The organism is Pseudomonas sp. GL_093, assembly GCF_057837605.1.
Window position 1 is genome coordinate 3,108,765 of sequence record NZ_CM174448.1, and the last position, 14,844, is coordinate 3,123,608.

The 14,844-nt window shown below is 60.2% G+C and carries 13 protein-coding genes and 1 pseudogene; 8 read left to right on the plus strand and 6 right to left on the minus strand.

Translation table 11 applies throughout. The features are described 5' to 3' along the window. The 4 genes and pseudogenes from AC3IUE_RS14395 to AC3IUE_RS14410 all read right to left on the minus strand — a co-directional run bounded on the left by AC3IUE_RS14395 (position 1) and on the right by AC3IUE_RS14410 (position 2,727). Positions 1-1,200 (minus strand): MFS transporter, encoded by a 1,200-nt coding sequence (locus AC3IUE_RS14395; protein ID WP_489268275.1) that lies wholly within the window; start codon positions 1,198-1,200, stop codon positions 1-3. Positions 1,201-1,286: 86 nt separating this feature from the next. Further along, positions 1,287-1,487 (minus strand): annotated as a pseudogene (locus AC3IUE_RS14400) (alpha/beta hydrolase); the annotation flags it as partial. Next, positions 1,453-1,623: a hypothetical protein gene (locus AC3IUE_RS14405; protein ID WP_489268277.1), complete on the minus strand. Its 171-nt coding sequence runs from the start codon at positions 1,621-1,623 to the stop codon at positions 1,453-1,455. The gene AC3IUE_RS14405 and the pseudogene AC3IUE_RS14400, both read right to left, overlap by 35 nt. A 54-nt stretch (positions 1,624-1,677) precedes the next feature. Next, positions 1,678-2,727: an NAD(P)-dependent alcohol dehydrogenase gene (locus tag AC3IUE_RS14410; RefSeq protein ID WP_489268279.1), complete on the minus strand. Its 1,050-nt coding sequence runs from the start codon at positions 2,725-2,727 to the stop codon at positions 1,678-1,680. A 174-nt stretch (positions 2,728-2,901) separates the two neighbouring features. Here AC3IUE_RS14410 and AC3IUE_RS14415 point away from each other — a divergent pair, with 174 nt between their 5' ends. Beyond that, complete coding sequence (locus AC3IUE_RS14415; RefSeq protein ID WP_489268838.1) at positions 2,902-3,846, plus strand: AraC family transcriptional regulator; 945 nt, start codon at positions 2,902-2,904, stop codon at positions 3,844-3,846. A 240-nt stretch (positions 3,847-4,086) separates the two neighbouring features. After that, entirely contained in the window at positions 4,087-5,313 is a 1,227-nt protein-coding gene (locus AC3IUE_RS14420; protein WP_489268281.1) for an RtcB family protein, read from the plus strand. Positions 5,314-5,394: 81 nt separating this feature from the next. Here the strand turns inward: AC3IUE_RS14420 and AC3IUE_RS14425 are convergent, their stop codons facing one another. Continuing rightward, positions 5,395-6,108, minus strand: a complete 714-nt coding sequence (locus AC3IUE_RS14425) for a cupin domain-containing protein (RefSeq protein ID WP_489268283.1) — start codon at positions 6,106-6,108, stop codon at positions 5,395-5,397. A gap of 40 nt (positions 6,109-6,148) precedes the next feature. Continuing rightward, the gene (locus AC3IUE_RS14430) at positions 6,149-7,006 is read right to left on the minus strand and encodes a GNAT family N-acetyltransferase (RefSeq protein ID WP_489268285.1); all 858 of its coding nucleotides are present in this window, start codon (positions 7,004-7,006) and stop codon (positions 6,149-6,151) included. A gap of 242 nt (positions 7,007-7,248) precedes the next feature. On the opposite strand from AC3IUE_RS14430, the gene AC3IUE_RS14435 reads away from it, so the two are divergent. The 6 genes from AC3IUE_RS14435 to AC3IUE_RS14460 all read left to right on the plus strand — a co-directional run bounded on the left by AC3IUE_RS14435 (position 7,249) and on the right by AC3IUE_RS14460 (position 14,844). Continuing rightward, positions 7,249-8,721, plus strand: coding sequence for an aldehyde dehydrogenase family protein (locus tag AC3IUE_RS14435; protein ID WP_489268287.1), 1,473 nt, complete (start codon positions 7,249-7,251; stop codon positions 8,719-8,721). Between the two features lie 515 nt (positions 8,722-9,236). After that, the gene (locus AC3IUE_RS14440; RefSeq protein WP_056743952.1) at positions 9,237-9,905 is read left to right on the plus strand and encodes a haloacid dehalogenase type II; all 669 of its coding nucleotides are present in this window, start codon (positions 9,237-9,239) and stop codon (positions 9,903-9,905) included. 57 nt (positions 9,906-9,962) lie between these two features. Further along, the gene (locus AC3IUE_RS14445) at positions 9,963-11,237 is read left to right on the plus strand and encodes an NAD(P)/FAD-dependent oxidoreductase (protein ID WP_489268289.1); all 1,275 of its coding nucleotides are present in this window, start codon (positions 9,963-9,965) and stop codon (positions 11,235-11,237) included. A gap of 95 nt (positions 11,238-11,332) precedes the next feature. Continuing rightward, entirely contained in the window at positions 11,333-12,970 is a 1,638-nt protein-coding gene (locus tag AC3IUE_RS14450) for an ABC transporter substrate-binding protein (protein WP_489268291.1), read from the plus strand. Between the two features lie 45 nt (positions 12,971-13,015). Beyond that, a complete protein-coding gene (locus tag AC3IUE_RS14455) occupies positions 13,016-13,972 on the plus strand; it encodes an ABC transporter permease (protein ID WP_056743945.1) in 957 nt (318 codons plus the stop codon). After that, positions 13,969-14,844, plus strand: coding sequence for an ABC transporter permease (locus tag AC3IUE_RS14460; RefSeq protein WP_033062146.1), 876 nt, complete (start codon positions 13,969-13,971; stop codon positions 14,842-14,844). Before AC3IUE_RS14455 ends, AC3IUE_RS14460 begins: the two co-directional genes overlap by 4 nt.

The window sequence follows — 14,844 nt, forward strand, 5'->3', positions numbered from 1 at the left end:
TCAAGCGATATTCGCCGCGGCAAGAGGCTCCCGCGATGCTGCGCGTGCAGCCAGGAAGGCAAGAACGGCCGCCACGCCCAGCACAGCGGCGCTCAACTCGAAGGTCGCCTGATAGCCGCTCAAGTCAAAGACCAGCCCGCCAACGGTTGCGCCAGATGCGATTGCCAGTTGGATGATCGCTACCATTAAGCCGCCTCCCGCTTCGGCAGCGTCTGGCAACGTTCTCGCCAGCCATGTCCACCATCCCACAGGCGCTGCAGTCGCAACCAGTCCCCATGCGCCAAGCAAGACGGTCGTGGTGGCCGCCGAGCTACCGAATGAAACAAGCGCCAGTGCAATCACCGCCATCAAGATCGGGATGACGATGAGTGTTCGATGCAGGCCATTTTTCAAGAACGCTTCAATCAGGAAGGTTCCTGCGAGGCCCGCAAGACCCAGGACGAGCAACATCAACGACAGCATGGAAACACTGACGTGCGTGACCGTTTCAAGGAACGGGCGCAAATAGGTAAACAGCATGAACTGGCCCATGAAAAACACGCTGACCGCCACCATGCCTAACGCGACCGGCGTGCTTTTCATCAACTTGAAGACGTTGCCAGTGCCTGAACCGTTTTGCGATTTCATCGGTGGAAGGCTTAACAACAGCCATACACAAGCGACTATCGCGACTGGGATGACGCACAAGAATGCCCCGCGCCAGCCAATCAGGGCGCCGAGAAAACTGCCCAATGGCGCTGCAATAACCGTCGCCAAAGCGTTGCCGCCGTTGACGATTGCCATTGCGCGAGTGATCTGGTCATCAGGCACCAGGCGCATGGCGATTGCCGCCGACAATGACCAGAAGCCACCTATCGCAACGCCGATCAGCGCGCGGCCGATCATGAACACCCAGTAGTTCGGCGCGAACGCGACCACTGTTCCAGAAAAAATCATAAGCAGTGTCAGTAAAAGGAGCAGCGGTTTGCGGTCAACCCGCGCAGCCACCGATGCGATCAGAAGACTGGTGAACAAGGCAAACAGCCCCGAAACGGAAATGCCCTGACCGGCTTGTCCTTCGGTGATATGCAGATCCGCGGCAATGGGTGTCAGCAGGCTGACGGGCATGAACTCCGATGCCACGAGCACGAAGGCGGCGAGCGACATGGCAAATACGGCACCCCATGATTTATGGGGCACTGGGATGGTGTGATCAGTCATTGGTTGAATCCTGTATTGCGCGAAGCGTCGTAGCCCCGAGGACGAGGCTACGAGAGAAACGATGCCCGGCCAGGGCACCGAACGGGCTACTTCAGGTTGCTTTTGAAGAACGTAGTCAGCTTGTCGAATGGAATGAGGTTGACCCGGTCGTAGAGATCGACGTGGTTGGCGCCCGGAATGATGACCAACTCTTTAGGCTCCGCTGCACGCTTGTAGGCATCTTCACTGTATTCACGAGAATGAGCCTCGGAGCTAGCGATAAACAGAAGCGGACGTGGCGATCTTGTATTGGTTTTTAAAGGTGACCTTTTCTGCGATTACCTTTTCGCTTTTGTAGAAGTTGTCAGCACCGTTGGACATATCAGCTCCCATTGATGAGAAAGAGGCGATAAGCAGCCCCAGGGCAAGAAAGAGTCTGTTCATTCGATAATCCTTACTTTTGGATGGTGTCCATTTGCGTTCTTGAATCTGAGGCGCTTAGTCAACCAATGTGGAGTTGTCGATCACGAAGCGGTACTTGACGTCGCCCTTGAGCATTCGCTCGTAGGATTCATTTATCTGGTCTGCTCGAACCAGTTCGATGTCGGCGACGATGCTGTGCTCGGCGCAGAAATCCAGCATTTCCTGTGTTTCGGGGATGCCTCCGATCATCGAACCGGCAATCGTTCGACGCTTCATGATCAGGTTGAATACGTTCGGCGATGGGTGTGGCGAGGCGGGCGCACCAACCAGCGTCAGCGCACCATCACGCTTGAGCAGCACCAGAAACGCATCAAGGTCGTGGGGGGCTGCGACGGTGTTGAGAATGAAGTCGAAACTTTTGGTATGTGCAGCCATTTCTTCAGGGTTGCGCGATACGACGACCTCATCGGCGCCTAACGCCTTTGCCGCCTCGCGCTTGGATTCAGAGGTGGTAAACGCCACGACGTGGGCGCCCATCGCATGAGCCAGCTTGATGCCCATGTGGCCCAGACCGCCGATGCCGACCACGCCGATCTTTTTCCCCGGTCCAGCGTTCCAGTGACGCAGAGGCGAGTAGGTGGTGATGCCCGCGCATAGCAGCGGTGCGACGGCAGCCAGTTGCGCCTCGGGATGGCGGATGCGCAACACGTAGCGCTCATGCACCACAATGTTTTGCGAGTAGCCGCCCAGCGTCCAGCCGGGTGCGTCCTGTGTCGGAAAGTTGTAGGTGCCGACCATTCCGTCGCAATAGTTTTCCAGGCCTGTCTCACAGTCGTCACAGTCTTTACAGCTGTCGACGACGCAGCCGACACCGACCAGATCCCCGACTTTGAAATCCGCTACATGTGCGCCCACCGCCGATACGCGACCGACAATTTCGTGCCCCGGTACACAAGGAAATTGCGTGCCTGCCCACTCTGCGCGCACTTGGTGCAAATCTGAATGGCAGATGCCACAGAAGGCGATATCGATCTGAACATCATGGGCTGCAGGCGTGCGGCGGTTGATCTGCATTGACTCAAGGGGTTTGTCGCCCGCGTGAGCACCGTAGGCTTTGACAAGCATGGGAGCATCCTCGATGGGTTTGTCGGATGAACATTCTCCCGCTCTGTGCAGACCCTCTGTAGTGCATTCCGCTGGATTACTTGCCTGATTCTATGAGTCTCTGTTTTTTTGCAGGACGGTCGTGAACTGGCGAGTTAGAGTTCAGCGAAGAGGTACAAGACGAACATGACGAACATGACGATCAAACACGACACCGCGCCTCAACAGACATCGCCGCAAGAATCGCTTGCGCAGATCATCGGCGCGCAGATTCCGAAACCAGGTGATTACGGAACGCCCATTACGGGCCTCGGCTTCTTCAGGCGCGAACATCCATCACCGCCTGTCGTCTGCATGGTCGAGCCAAGCATCATCCTCGTCGCCCGGGGTGAGAAACAGCTTTGGGTAGGCGGCGAAGGCTACCCGTATGACACGTCGCGATTTCTGATCACCTCATTGGACTTGCCTGCCTATTCAGAAGTGCTGGCGGCAAGCCCGGAACAACCATGCCTGGGACTGACTTTGAAGCTCGATCTGCGCATGCTGGCTGAGTTGATAGCGCAAAGTGACCTTCCTCCAACCCGTGATCGTTCAGTTGCGAAGGGGGTAGGCATTGGTTCAGTGACCCCTGCAATGCTGGCGTCATTCGAGCGCTTATTGGCACTGCTCGATGAACCGGAATCCATTCCTGTTCTGGCCCCCTTGATCCAACGCGAGATTCACTACCGTCTCTTGCAGAGTGATCAGGCGAGCCGGCTACGACAAATAACTTCTGTCGATGGCCAAGGTTACCGGATCGCCAAAGCCATCGATTGGCTGAAGCTGAATTACACTTCGGCGCTTCGCGTCGATGAACTCGCGGCCCGCGTGCAGATGAGCACTCCGACCTTTCACCACCACTTCCGCCAACTCACCACAATGAGCCCCTTGCAATACCAGAAATGGCTGCGACTGAACGAGGCAAGGCGTTTGATGCTCAATGAACATCAGGATGTGTCCAGTGCGGCTTTCAAGGTCGGATATGAAAGTCCGTCCCAGTTCAGCCGCGAATACAGCCGTCTGTTTGGCGTACCCCCCAAGCGGGATATTGCGGTGTTGCGTGGCAATGCCAATGGCACTGCAACGCGAAAGCAGTCATGAGAAATCAATGGGGGCACCGTGACAGATTCACATTCATGGAATGCATTATCGCGGTGATTGAACGCTTCCTGCCGATGACAATCGATTGCCAGGGGGCAGGAACACGGTGAGTCAATAAATTTGTCCCCTTTTTTCCGCGAAGTAGGAGAATCAAAGCTGGCGCGTCGGCTGCTAATACCTTTTTCACCTCGGGCGCCAGAACAACGCCGAACAGTTGGCCAATCGAAAAGAATCGAAATCATGCAAGCACATACCTACCAACTGCTGGAAGTCGCTAACGGCAAACCGATCAAGCTCTGGACCGAAGGTGTCCCGGTAGAAAACGAAGCCAGACAGCAACTGATGAACACCGCCAAGATGCCGTTCATCTTCAAGCATCTGGCGGTGATGCCCGACGTACACCTGGGCAAGGGCTCGACCATCGGCAGTGTGATTCCGACGGTGGGCGCGATCATTCCGGCCGCTGTTGGGGTGGATATTGGTTGCGGCATGATCGCCGCGTGCACGTCGCTGACCGCCAGTGATTTACCGGACAACCTGCATGGCTTGCGTTGTGCGATCGAGAAAGCGGTGCCCCATGGCCGCACCGGGGGGCGCGGCGGTCGGGACAAGGGCGCCTGGGACAGCGTTCCGCATCAGGCGGACCGGGCCTGGGCGGCACTGGATTCGCGCTTCAAGGCGATCACCGGCAAGTACCCGAAACTCGCCAACACCAACAACCGTGGGCACTTGGGTACGCTGGGCAGCGGGAACCACTTCATCGAGGTGTGCCTGGATGAAACCAACCGGGTCTGGTTCATGCTGCACAGCGGTTCCCGTGGCGTCGGCAACGCTATCGGCAACCTGTTCATTCAAATGGCTCAGGCGGACATGCGTCAGCACCTCGCCAATCTGCCGGACCGTGACCTGGCTTACTTTAAAGAGGGCAGCCGGCACTTCGCTGACTACGTCGAAGCGGTCGGCTGGGCCCAGGACTTCGCCAGGCAGAACCGTGCATTGATGATGCAAGCGGTGATTCAGGCGACGCGGAAAGTGATCAGCAAGCCCTTCGAGGCTGCGCTGGAAGCGGTGAACTGCCACCACAACTACGTGCAGAAAGAGCGGCATTTTGGTGAGGAAATTCTGGTCACCCGCAAAGGCGCGGTATCGGCCAGGAAGGGCGAGTTGGGGATTATTCCGGGATCGATGGGGGCCAAAAGCTTCATCGTCCGCGGGCTGGGTAACGAGGATTCATTCTGCTCCTGCAGCCACGGCGCCGGCCGCACCATGAGTCGTACCAAAGCGAAAGGCCTGTTTACCGTCGAAGACCAGATCCGTGCCACCGCCCACGTGGAGTGCCGCAAGGATGCTGCCGTCATCGATGAAATTCCGATGGCCTACAAGAACATCGACCACGTCATGCACGCCCAGCGCGATTTGGTGGAAGTGCTGCACACCTTGCGTCAGGTGGTGTGCGTAAAAGGATAGGAAAAAGAGGCACGCATTCATCGCGCAGCAGTGGAGCGTACCCTGCCCAAACTGCCGCGCACTCAGGAAGACACTACGCCACTACTTCACCGCATAGAACTTGCGCACATACCGCGTACTTTTCCACGCGCACGGTGCGCCTCGCGGCACAAACACGCTGTCGCCGGTGTTGACTTCCACGCTTGTTCCATCAGGCGTCAGCAGGGTGACGTTGCCTTCGATCAGGTTCATCAGCTCATGGAGTTTGTGGGGGCGGCCGTGACGCTCATACGGTGTCGAATCCCAAACGCCGACACGCAAGTGGGTGGCGTCGTCTTCGAAGGCATTGTGTGAGCGGCACTGCGGCGTCGGCCCGATCAAAATCTGCGGTTCCGGTGCGGCCGACGGCGAGAGCATGTCCAGCGGGTCGAGCGCGGTCAGGCCGGGTGTTGGGCTAGCGGTAGGGCTGGTGACGGCACAAAAGGCCCAGCACGTATCAGCTTGAGCCTGGAGCCGCAGCGCTGTACCGCGACCGATCACGGCGCTGGCGCCGACGCCCAGTTTCAGCGTCTGCGTTTCGGATTGCAGCACGACGTGACCGGCGTGGACCACGATCACTTCAGTGTGCGGAAAGTCATCGCTATCGAGCGTTCCGCTGGCGTGCACGATGCCCGCAGACACGCCGTCCGGGCCGTTGTAAGCCAGCTGGCGACCGTCCTTGAACGGATCAAAAGCACCCAAAGACGCTGCTGTAAAAGACGTGGTAACGCGGCTGCCGTCGGCGCGAGCCAACAGCAGAACGGTAGATTCAGACATACGGGTGACGCTCCATAAAAAAGGACTGTGGGGACAGCGATCAGCCAATGGCTTGAGTCACCAGTGCGAACTGTTGGACGTCATTGGCTGTTTGCGGCGGCGTGCCCTTGGCCATTTGCGCCACGGTATCGACCTGCTTCAAACCTGCCGACTCCAGCCATTCGGCCAGGCCGCTGTCTGCCGGAATGTCGATGCGCACGAAGGCGTCAGGTACTTGCGCCAGCAACACGGCGATCAGGTGTTTAGCCTGCTCGAGGTTTTCGGCGACGACCGGGCCGATGCAACGCCCACGGCCGAAGGGGCGCAGCAAGGCGAAGGCGCGTAGCTGGCCGTCGCGCTCGATCCCCACCGAATGCTCGACCACCTCAAACAGATCGGCGAGCACCGCTTTGCGATCCAACCCGCTGCCGGCATTGGCCAACGCCAGCACGCGAGCCTGATCAGCCGCGTTCAGCGCACGGCAATGTTCGCCGTCGGTCAGTGCAGCGGGTGCAGGTGGATTGGCATTGCCCTGATGCTGCTGAATCCGGCCGAATTCGACAAAGCCCTGACTGGCGTAAAGCGGTGCGCCGGCCAGTGTGGCGTTGAGCATCGGGGTGCGTGACTGGCAGGCATCCAGTGCCTGTTCCATGAGCTTGCGACCGATGCCCTTGCCTTGATAGTCATCACTGACGATCACCAGGCCAATGGTGGTGAAGCCGCCTTGGGGGCAGGCGAATGCCGTGCCAATCAGACGCTCGCCATCGAGTACCACAAAACCGTCGCTGACCCGTTGCAGCATCGCCCAGTCGTCCAGGCGATGGGGCCACTTCAACTGCACGGACAAGGCATGGGCCGAGGGCAGGTCGGCGGCCGTCATCGGCCGATAGACATAAGCAGGTTGTTGCAAGGCGGACATGGCGAGTCTCCGTTGGACAGTGTGCGCGAGCGGCCGGTTTTCCAGCGCGATGGTGCCTGTATCCCATCTGCGTGAAGGCCTGACAAGGGGGGCTGGAGCATTCGGCAGATTCCGCAAGCCCGAGGCGGGCAGACCACACTTACTACTTAAATGCACCGCAAGGTCGGCAGCAAATGCCAGGGCTTTTTTTCTACGATGGAGACCTGAGTTCACGACGCATCGTCCCTTATTTGGAGTGCTCCATGGATAGCTTCGATCCCCGCCTTATCGCTGTGCGCAGCGCTCACTTCATTGCTGGAAAGTACCGCGATGCACAACCCGGGCTTGAGGTGGTGCGCCCCTCTGACGGCCAGGTCTATGCGCAGTTGCCAATCGCCGATGCCGACGTGGTGGATGAAGCGGTCACTGATGCCTGGCAGGCGTTCAACCGCAGTGACTGGGCCAGTCGTCCACCCCGGGAGCGGGCGCGGGTGATGCGCCGCTGGGCCGATCTGATCGAGGCGGACGCCGCCATTCTGGCACCGCTGGAAGCCGTGGGCTCGACACGTCCTCATAAAGATGTGATTGCCTGGGATATTCCTTATGTCGCCGAAGGCATTCGCTTCTTCGCCGAACTGGCGGACAAGCATGGCGGTCACGTGGCAGCGACTCAGACCGACCGACTGGGTATGCAGATCGCCGAACCCTACGGCGTCATTGCCGCCATCGCACCGTGGAATTTCCCCTTGAGCATGGCCTCCTGGAAAGTGGCCCCGGCGTTGGCCGCCGGTAATGCCGTGGTGCTCAAACCTTCGGAGCTGACACCGTTCTCCAGCCTGCGCTTTGCCGAACTGGCGCTGCAGGCGGGCATTCCGGCGGGGATTTTCAACGTCATTCAGGGCGATGGCCGGATCACCGGCGATGCCTTGTGTCGCCATCCGCGTGTGGCCAAGGTGACGTTCACCGGGTCCACGGCGACGGGGTCGAGCATCATGTCGACCTGCGCGCTGGTGGGGCCGAAACCGGTGACACTGGAACTCGGCGGTAAGAGCCCGCAACTGGTGTTCGCCGACGTGCCGGACATCGCGAAAACCGCGCGCACTGTGGCGCTGGCCATCACCGGCAACGCCGGGCAGGTGTGCGTGTCCGGTTCGCGGTTGTTGATCCAGCGCTCGATCATGGAACCCTTTATTGCGCATTTGCAGGCGTATTTCGAGGAGCTGCGCCCGGGGCCGACCTGGTCAGCCGAGAGCACGTTGTCGCCGATCATTTCCCGACTGCAAGCCAGCCGCATCGACGGCATCGTCCAGCGCTCGCGTCAGGCCGGTGCTGAAGTGCTGACCGGCGGCGGAGTGTTTGAAGGTCTGGGCGGTGCTTATTACCAGCCGACCTTGCTGACGGGGCTGGACAATGACAACCCGGCCGTCTGCGAAGAAATCTTCGGCCCGGTGCTGACGGTGCAGGCATTCGATGATGAAGAGCAGGCGCTGAGCCTGGCCGCACACGCCACCTACGGCCTGGCGGCGGGCGTACACACCGCCGATATCAATCGCGCCCTGCGTCTGGTTCGGCGGCTGGAGGCGGGGACCGTTTGGGTTAACCGTTACGGGCGCAGTAACGATTACATCCTGCCGACCGGCGGCTACAAACGCTCCGGCATCGGCAAGGACCTGGGGCGCGAAGCGTTCGAAGCCAATTTACGCTTCAAGAGTGTGCTGATCGATATCGTCCAGTAACCCGCAGCACGCCATCTGTAGCAGCTGCCGAGCCTGCGAGGCTGCGTTCGGCTGCGAAGCAGTCGTAAAATCTATGAATACGGTTTATCTGAAAGACCGCGGCGCCTGAATTCACGACTGCTGCGCAGCCGAACGCAGCCTCGCAGGCTCGGCAGCTGCTACAAAAGTGAAGTTTCAAACCGCACCCAAACGGGCGCTTCCGCAAGGAAGCGCCCGTTTTCGTTCAGCCCGGCGCAGGTTCTGCGGTAGATCGGTGCGTGATCGGCCCTTGCAGGGCTATAAAGGCCCATAAGAGCGCACAAATACGGGGTTTGCCCAAGGCTTGTGCGTGCCGCAAAGTCTGCTGAGGGCGGGCGTTAAAACGGTGGTTTGTATCAAGCGGAGGTCGCTTTTAACGCCATCTGCTGATTTCACAGTGTTGTAATGACGGTGTGCTGCAGCGTTGCATCACAGCTTCGGTAACGGAGCGAATGCTTGTCACGCCATGACCTCAACGAACTTCAGGACCGCACTCAATGAGCTTTCTTCGCCCCAAATTCATTACGTTCGACTGCTACGGTACGCTGACCAATTTCCACATGGGCACGATGACTCGCGAACTGTTCGCCGATCGCGTGAAGCCCGAGCAGATGGATCAGTTCGTCAAGGACTTCTCGGCCTATCGCCTGGACCAGGTCATGGGTGACTGGATGCCGTATGACGAAATCCTCAAGACCGCACTGGCGCGGACCTGCAAGCGCTGGGGCATCGAGTACCGTGACGAAGGTCAGCTGTATTACGACGCCGTGCCGACCTGGGGCCCACACCCCGATGTGCCGGCCGGCCTGTCGAAGATCGCCGACAAGATCCCGCTGGTGATTTTCTCCAACGCCAGCGACAGCCAGATCATGTCCAACGTCGACAAACTCGGCGCACCGTTCCACAAGGTTTTTACCGCCGAACAGGCCCAGGCCTACAAGCCGCGTCTGGCCGCGTTCGAGTACATGCTCGACAACCTCAACTGCGGACCGGAAGACATCTTGCATGTGTCCTCCAGCTTCCGTTACGACCTGATGCCGGCCCACGACATGAAGATCAAGAACAAGGCCTTCGTCGCCCGTGGTCACGAAGTCCCGGGCAATGCTTTCTACGGCTACCAACAGATCACCGATATTGGCGGGCTGGCCGCGCTGGTGGGTCTCTGAGTCGAACGGTAACGGCACTCTTCAGCGCATTCTTCTTTTGGCATAGGCGGGTTAGACATGGGCAGTGAATCCTACTGGCTCGACACCGCACCGGCGTTCAGCGGTGCACAGCTCGGCGCATTGCCCGGGCAGGTCGACGTGGCCATCGTCGGTGGTGGTTTCACCGGCCTGGCGGCGGCTCGGGCGCTGGCCTTGAAGGGCGCCAGCGTGGTGGTGCTCGAGGCCGGACGGGTCATCGGTGAAGCGTCGGGGCGCAATGGCGGCCAGTGCAATACCGGCGTTGCCCAGGACTATTCCGGGCTCAGCGCCAGTCTCGGTGCTGACAAGGCTCGGGCTTATTACCAGGCTTACGAAAGCGCGGTGCAGAGTGTCGTTTCATTAGTGGACCAGGAGCAGATCGCCTGCGACCTGATTCGCAATGGCAAACTCAAACTGGCGGCCAAGCCCATGCACTACGAGGGCCTGGCACGGACCTGCGAACTGATTCGCAAGGAAGTGGATGCCGACGTCGAATTGCTGACTGCCGAGCAGACCCGCGCGGAAGTCAATTCCGCTCAGTTCCACGGTGGCTTGCTGCAGCGCAACGGCGTGCAGATGCATGTCGGGCGCTTCGGTGTCGGGTTGGCCGAGGCCGCCGCTCGCCATGGTGCGTTGATCCATCAAGGCACCTCGGTGACGGACTGGAAAGCCCGGGCCGGCGGTTATCAGGTCAACACCAGCAAGGGATCGCTGCACGCCGGCCAGGTGCTGTTGGCCACGGGCGCCTGTCAGCACGGCGGTTTGGGCTGGTACCGGCGGCGGATCGTGCCGGTGGGCAGTTTCGTGATTGCCACCGAAGTCCTTCCACCGTCGCTGATCGAGCAGTTGTTGCCGGGCCGCCGCGCCTATGTCACCAGCCGCATGATCGGCAACTACTTCCGCCTGACCCCGGACAATCGCCTGCTGTTTGGCGGCCGTGCGCGGTTCGCCATGTCGGACAGCGTCAATGACGCCAAGAGCGGCAAGGTGCTGCAAGCGGCGATGGTGCAGATGTTCCCGCAGTTGGCTGACGTGAAAATCGACTACTGCTGGGGCGGGCTGGTGGACATGACGTCCGATCGCTTGCCCCGTGCCGGTCAGCACGGCGGGATTTATCACTCCATGGGCTACAGCGGCCATGGCGTGCAGATGTCGGTGCACATGGGCCAGGTCATGGCCGATGTCATGGCCGGCAACGTCGAAGCCAACCCTTGGCGTGAACTCGAATGGCCGGCGATTCCCGGGCATTTCGGCAAACCGTGGTTCCTGCCGTTTGTGGGCGCCTATTACCGCTTCCAGGATTATTTGCATTGAGTTGATGTTGTGGCGTCACCGTCGTTTGCGTTTCCAGGACGCTCCGGACATCCGCGAGCACTCGAACCTTCTCATTTTCGACAGGTACAACTGATATGACTGACAACAAGATCGACTCCCAACTGATCTCCGGCCAGGAAAGCCTGCGGGTATTCGAAGGCCTCAATCGCGGCATGTCGCGCCGTAATGCCCTGCAAATGCTCGGCGTGGCCGGTGTGGCTGCGGCGGGCGCAGGCAGCCTGTTTGGCGCCGCCGGTAAACTGTTCGCCGAAGAAGCTGCCACCCCCGGCAAAGGCAAACCGGGCGGGCGGATTCGTGTCGCCGGCATGTCCAGTTCCACCGCCGATACGCTGGACCCGGCCAAAGGCGCGCTGTCCACCGACTACGTGCGCCACTTCATGTTCTACAACGGCCTGACCCGTTTCGACGCCCACCTGGTGCCGCAACTGGAACTGGCCGAGCGCATCGACAACACCGATGCCACGCTGTGGACCATCACCCTGCGCAAGGATGTGACCTTCCACAACGGCAAGACCCTGAGCGCCGCCGACGTGGTGTATTCGCTGTCGCGCCACAAGGATCCGCTGACCGGCTCCAAGGTCATGCCGCTGATGGCGCAGTTCGAAGAAATCAAAGCCACCGGCCCCAACGAAGTGCAGATCCGCCTCAGCGCGCCGAACGCCGAGCTGCCGTCGATCCTCGCCGTGTCGCACCTGCTGATCGTTCCGGAAGGCACCACCGACTTCAACCAGGGCATCGGCACCGGGCCGTTCAAGGTCAAGGAATTCAAACCGGGCGTGCGCTCGATTGCCGCGCGCAATACCGGCTACTGGAAACCGGGCCTGCCGTACCTGGACGAGATCGAATTCATCGCCATTGCCGACGAACCGTCGCGGATCAACGCGCTGCTGTCGGGCGACGTGCACCTGATCAACGAGGTCAACCCGCGCTCAACCACACGCATCAAGGCCAGCCCCAAGCACCGGGTTGTCGATGCGCCATCGGGCAACTACACCGACCTGATCATCCGCCAGGACCAGATGCCGGGCAAAAGCGCCGAATTCACCCAGGCCATGAAGCACCTGCTGGACCGTGAACAGGTCAAATCCGCGGTGTTCCGTGGCTTTGCCGTGGTCGGTAACGACCATCCGATTTCCCCCGGTTCGCGTTACTACAACGCCGACCTGCCACAAAGGGTCTACGACCCGGAAAAAGCCAAATTCCTGCTGAAGAAGGCCGGCATGGAAAGCATCACCATGCCGCTGGTCGCATCGCCGGCCGCCACCGGTTCGGTGGACATCGCGGTGCTGTTGCAACAGTCGGCGAAACAGGCCGGGCTCAAGCTCGACGTCAACCGCCTGCCGAGCGATGGCTACTGGTCCAACCACTGGATGAAGCACCCGTTGAGCTTCGGCAACATCAACCCGCGGCCGAACGCCGACGTGATGTTCTCGCAGTTCTTCCAGTCGAAAGCGCCGTGGAACGAATCCGGCTGGCAGAACGATCAGTTCGATCAGTTGTTGATGCTCGCCCGGGGTGAAACCGACGACGCCAAGCGCAGCAAGATGTACGCCGACATGCAGACCCTGGTGCATGACCACAGCGGTATCGGCGTGCCGGTGTTCATCAGCAACATCGACGGTGTCGACCAGCGCATCAAAGGCTACGGCAGCAACCCGTTGGGCGGTTTCATGGGCTACATGTTCGCCGAGCAGGTCTGGCTGGACGCTTGATGAGCGGTGATTGAAGCGACGGGGACATTGCATGAGGGTAGGGCGATGAATAGCAACACACTGTGGTTGATCGGCCGGCGCCTGGGCGCCGCGATCGTGACCTTGTTGATCGTGTCCATGGTCGTGTTTGCGATCACGGCGGTACTGCCGGGGGACGCGGCGCAACAATCGCTCGGGCAGTTCGCCACGCCGGAACAGGTGGCGGCGTTGCGCCTGAAACTGGGTCTGGATCAGCCCGGTGTGTTGCGTTACCTGCATTGGTTGATGAACCTGCTGAGCGGCGACATGGGCCAGTCGGTCTCCAACGCCATGCCGGTCAGCGAGTTGATGGCCGGGCGGGTGCCCAACACCTTGATGCTGGCGGCCGCCACGGCGCTGGTGTCAGTGCCGGTGGCGTTGATTCTGGGTATCGGCTCGGCGATGGGACGCGGTGGGCGCATCGACAGCTTCCTGAGCTTTTTCACCCTGGCGATGGTCGCGGTGCCGGAGTTTCTGGTGGCGACCCTGGCGGTGCTGATTTTTGCGGTGAACCTGGGCTGGTTGTCGGCGCTGTCGTACGCCAGTGACATCACCTCACCTTGGCAATTCATGCGCACTTACGCCTTGCCGGTGCTGACGCTGTGCTGCGTCATCGTGGCGCAAATGGCCCGCATGACCCGGGCCGCGGTGATCGATCAACTGGACAGTCCCTACGTGGAAATGGCCCGGCTCAAAGGCGTGAGCCCGATGCGCATCGTCCTGCGCCATGCCTTGCCCAATGCCATCGGGCCGATCGCCAATGCCATCGCCCTGAGTCTTTCCTACCTGTTGGGCGGGGTGGTGATCGTCGAGACGATCTTCAACTACCCCGGCATCGCCAGCTTGATGGTCGATGCGGTGACCAACCGTGACATGGCGCTGGTCCAGGCCTGCACCATGCTGTTTTGCACGGCGTACCTGGGGTTGGTGCTGCTGGCCGACCTGTGCGCGATTCTGTCCAATCCGAGGCTGAGAAACCAATGAACAATCTCATTGTGAAATCGACGCCTGCGACCCCTGACCTGTCGGTTGGCAAGGTGTCTCATGGTCCGGCCTGGCTGGGTCTGATCGGGGCTGCGATGTGCGTTATCTGGTTGCTGGTGGCGATCTTCGGCCCCTGGCTGGCGCCGCATCCGGTGGGTGAAGTGGTCTCTGACAATGTCTTTGACAGCATCAGCGCCGTTTACCCATTCGGTACCGATTACCTGGGCCGCGACATGCTCAGCCGTATCCTCGTCGGCGCACGTTTCACTGTTGGCCTGGCGTTGGTGGCGGCCGTGTTGGCCAGCGGTCTGGGCACCAGTTGCGCGCTGCTGTCGGTGGTGTCGCCAAAATGGCTGGATGAGGTGATCAGTCGCTTGATGGACGCCTTTATTTCGATCCCGAGCAAGATGCTGGCGCTGATCATGGTCTCGGCTTTCGGCTCGTCGGTGACCTTGCTGATCTGCACGGCGGTGCTGAGTTTCACCCCCGGCGCATTCCGCATCGCCCGCAGCATGGCGGTGAACATCGAAGCCCTGGAATACGTGCAAGTGGCCCGCACTCGCGGCGAGCGTCGGCTGTACATCGCGTGCGTGGAGATCCTGCCGAACATGCTCAACCCGGTACTGACAGATTTGGGGCTGCGTTTCGGTTTCATCGTGCTGCTGCTCAGCGGCATGAGCTTCCTCGGCCTGGGCGTGCAACCGCCGGATGCCGACCTTGGCTCACTGGTGCGCGAGAACATTGGCGGCCTCAACCAGGGCGCGCCGGCCATCGTGATTCCAGCCCTGGCCATCGGCACCCTGACCATCGGTGTGAATCTGTTTATCGACCGCCTGTCTTCGCGACGTAGTCGACGTTCGGGAGGCCATTGA

Bases quoted from the DNA above. Each gene is read 5' to 3' on its own strand.
- AC3IUE_RS14395 (WP_489268275.1), bottom strand. From the start codon at position 1,200: ATGACTGATCACACCATCCCAGTGCCCCATAAATCATGGGGTGCCGTA.
- AC3IUE_RS14405 (WP_489268277.1), bottom strand. From the start codon at position 1,623: ATGAACAGACTCTTTCTTGCCCTGGGGCTGCTTATCGCCTCTTTCTCA.
- AC3IUE_RS14410 (WP_489268279.1), bottom strand. From the start codon at position 2,727: ATGCTTGTCAAAGCCTACGGTGCTCACGCGGGCGACAAACCCCTTGAG.
- AC3IUE_RS14415 (WP_489268838.1), top strand. From the start codon at position 2,902: ATGACGATCAAACACGACACCGCGCCTCAACAGACATCGCCGCAAGAA.
- AC3IUE_RS14420 (WP_489268281.1), top strand. From the start codon at position 4,087: ATGCAAGCACATACCTACCAACTGCTGGAAGTCGCTAACGGCAAACCG.
- AC3IUE_RS14425 (WP_489268283.1), bottom strand. From the start codon at position 6,108: ATGTCTGAATCTACCGTTCTGCTGTTGGCTCGCGCCGACGGCAGCCGC.
- AC3IUE_RS14430 (WP_489268285.1), bottom strand. From the start codon at position 7,006: ATGTCCGCCTTGCAACAACCTGCTTATGTCTATCGGCCGATGACGGCC.
- AC3IUE_RS14435 (WP_489268287.1), top strand. From the start codon at position 7,249: ATGGATAGCTTCGATCCCCGCCTTATCGCTGTGCGCAGCGCTCACTTC.
- AC3IUE_RS14440 (WP_056743952.1), top strand. From the start codon at position 9,237: ATGAGCTTTCTTCGCCCCAAATTCATTACGTTCGACTGCTACGGTACG.
- AC3IUE_RS14445 (WP_489268289.1), top strand. From the start codon at position 9,963: ATGGGCAGTGAATCCTACTGGCTCGACACCGCACCGGCGTTCAGCGGT.
- AC3IUE_RS14450 (WP_489268291.1), top strand. From the start codon at position 11,333: ATGACTGACAACAAGATCGACTCCCAACTGATCTCCGGCCAGGAAAGC.
- AC3IUE_RS14455 (WP_056743945.1), top strand. From the start codon at position 13,016: ATGAATAGCAACACACTGTGGTTGATCGGCCGGCGCCTGGGCGCCGCG.
- AC3IUE_RS14460 (WP_033062146.1), top strand. From the start codon at position 13,969: ATGAACAATCTCATTGTGAAATCGACGCCTGCGACCCCTGACCTGTCG.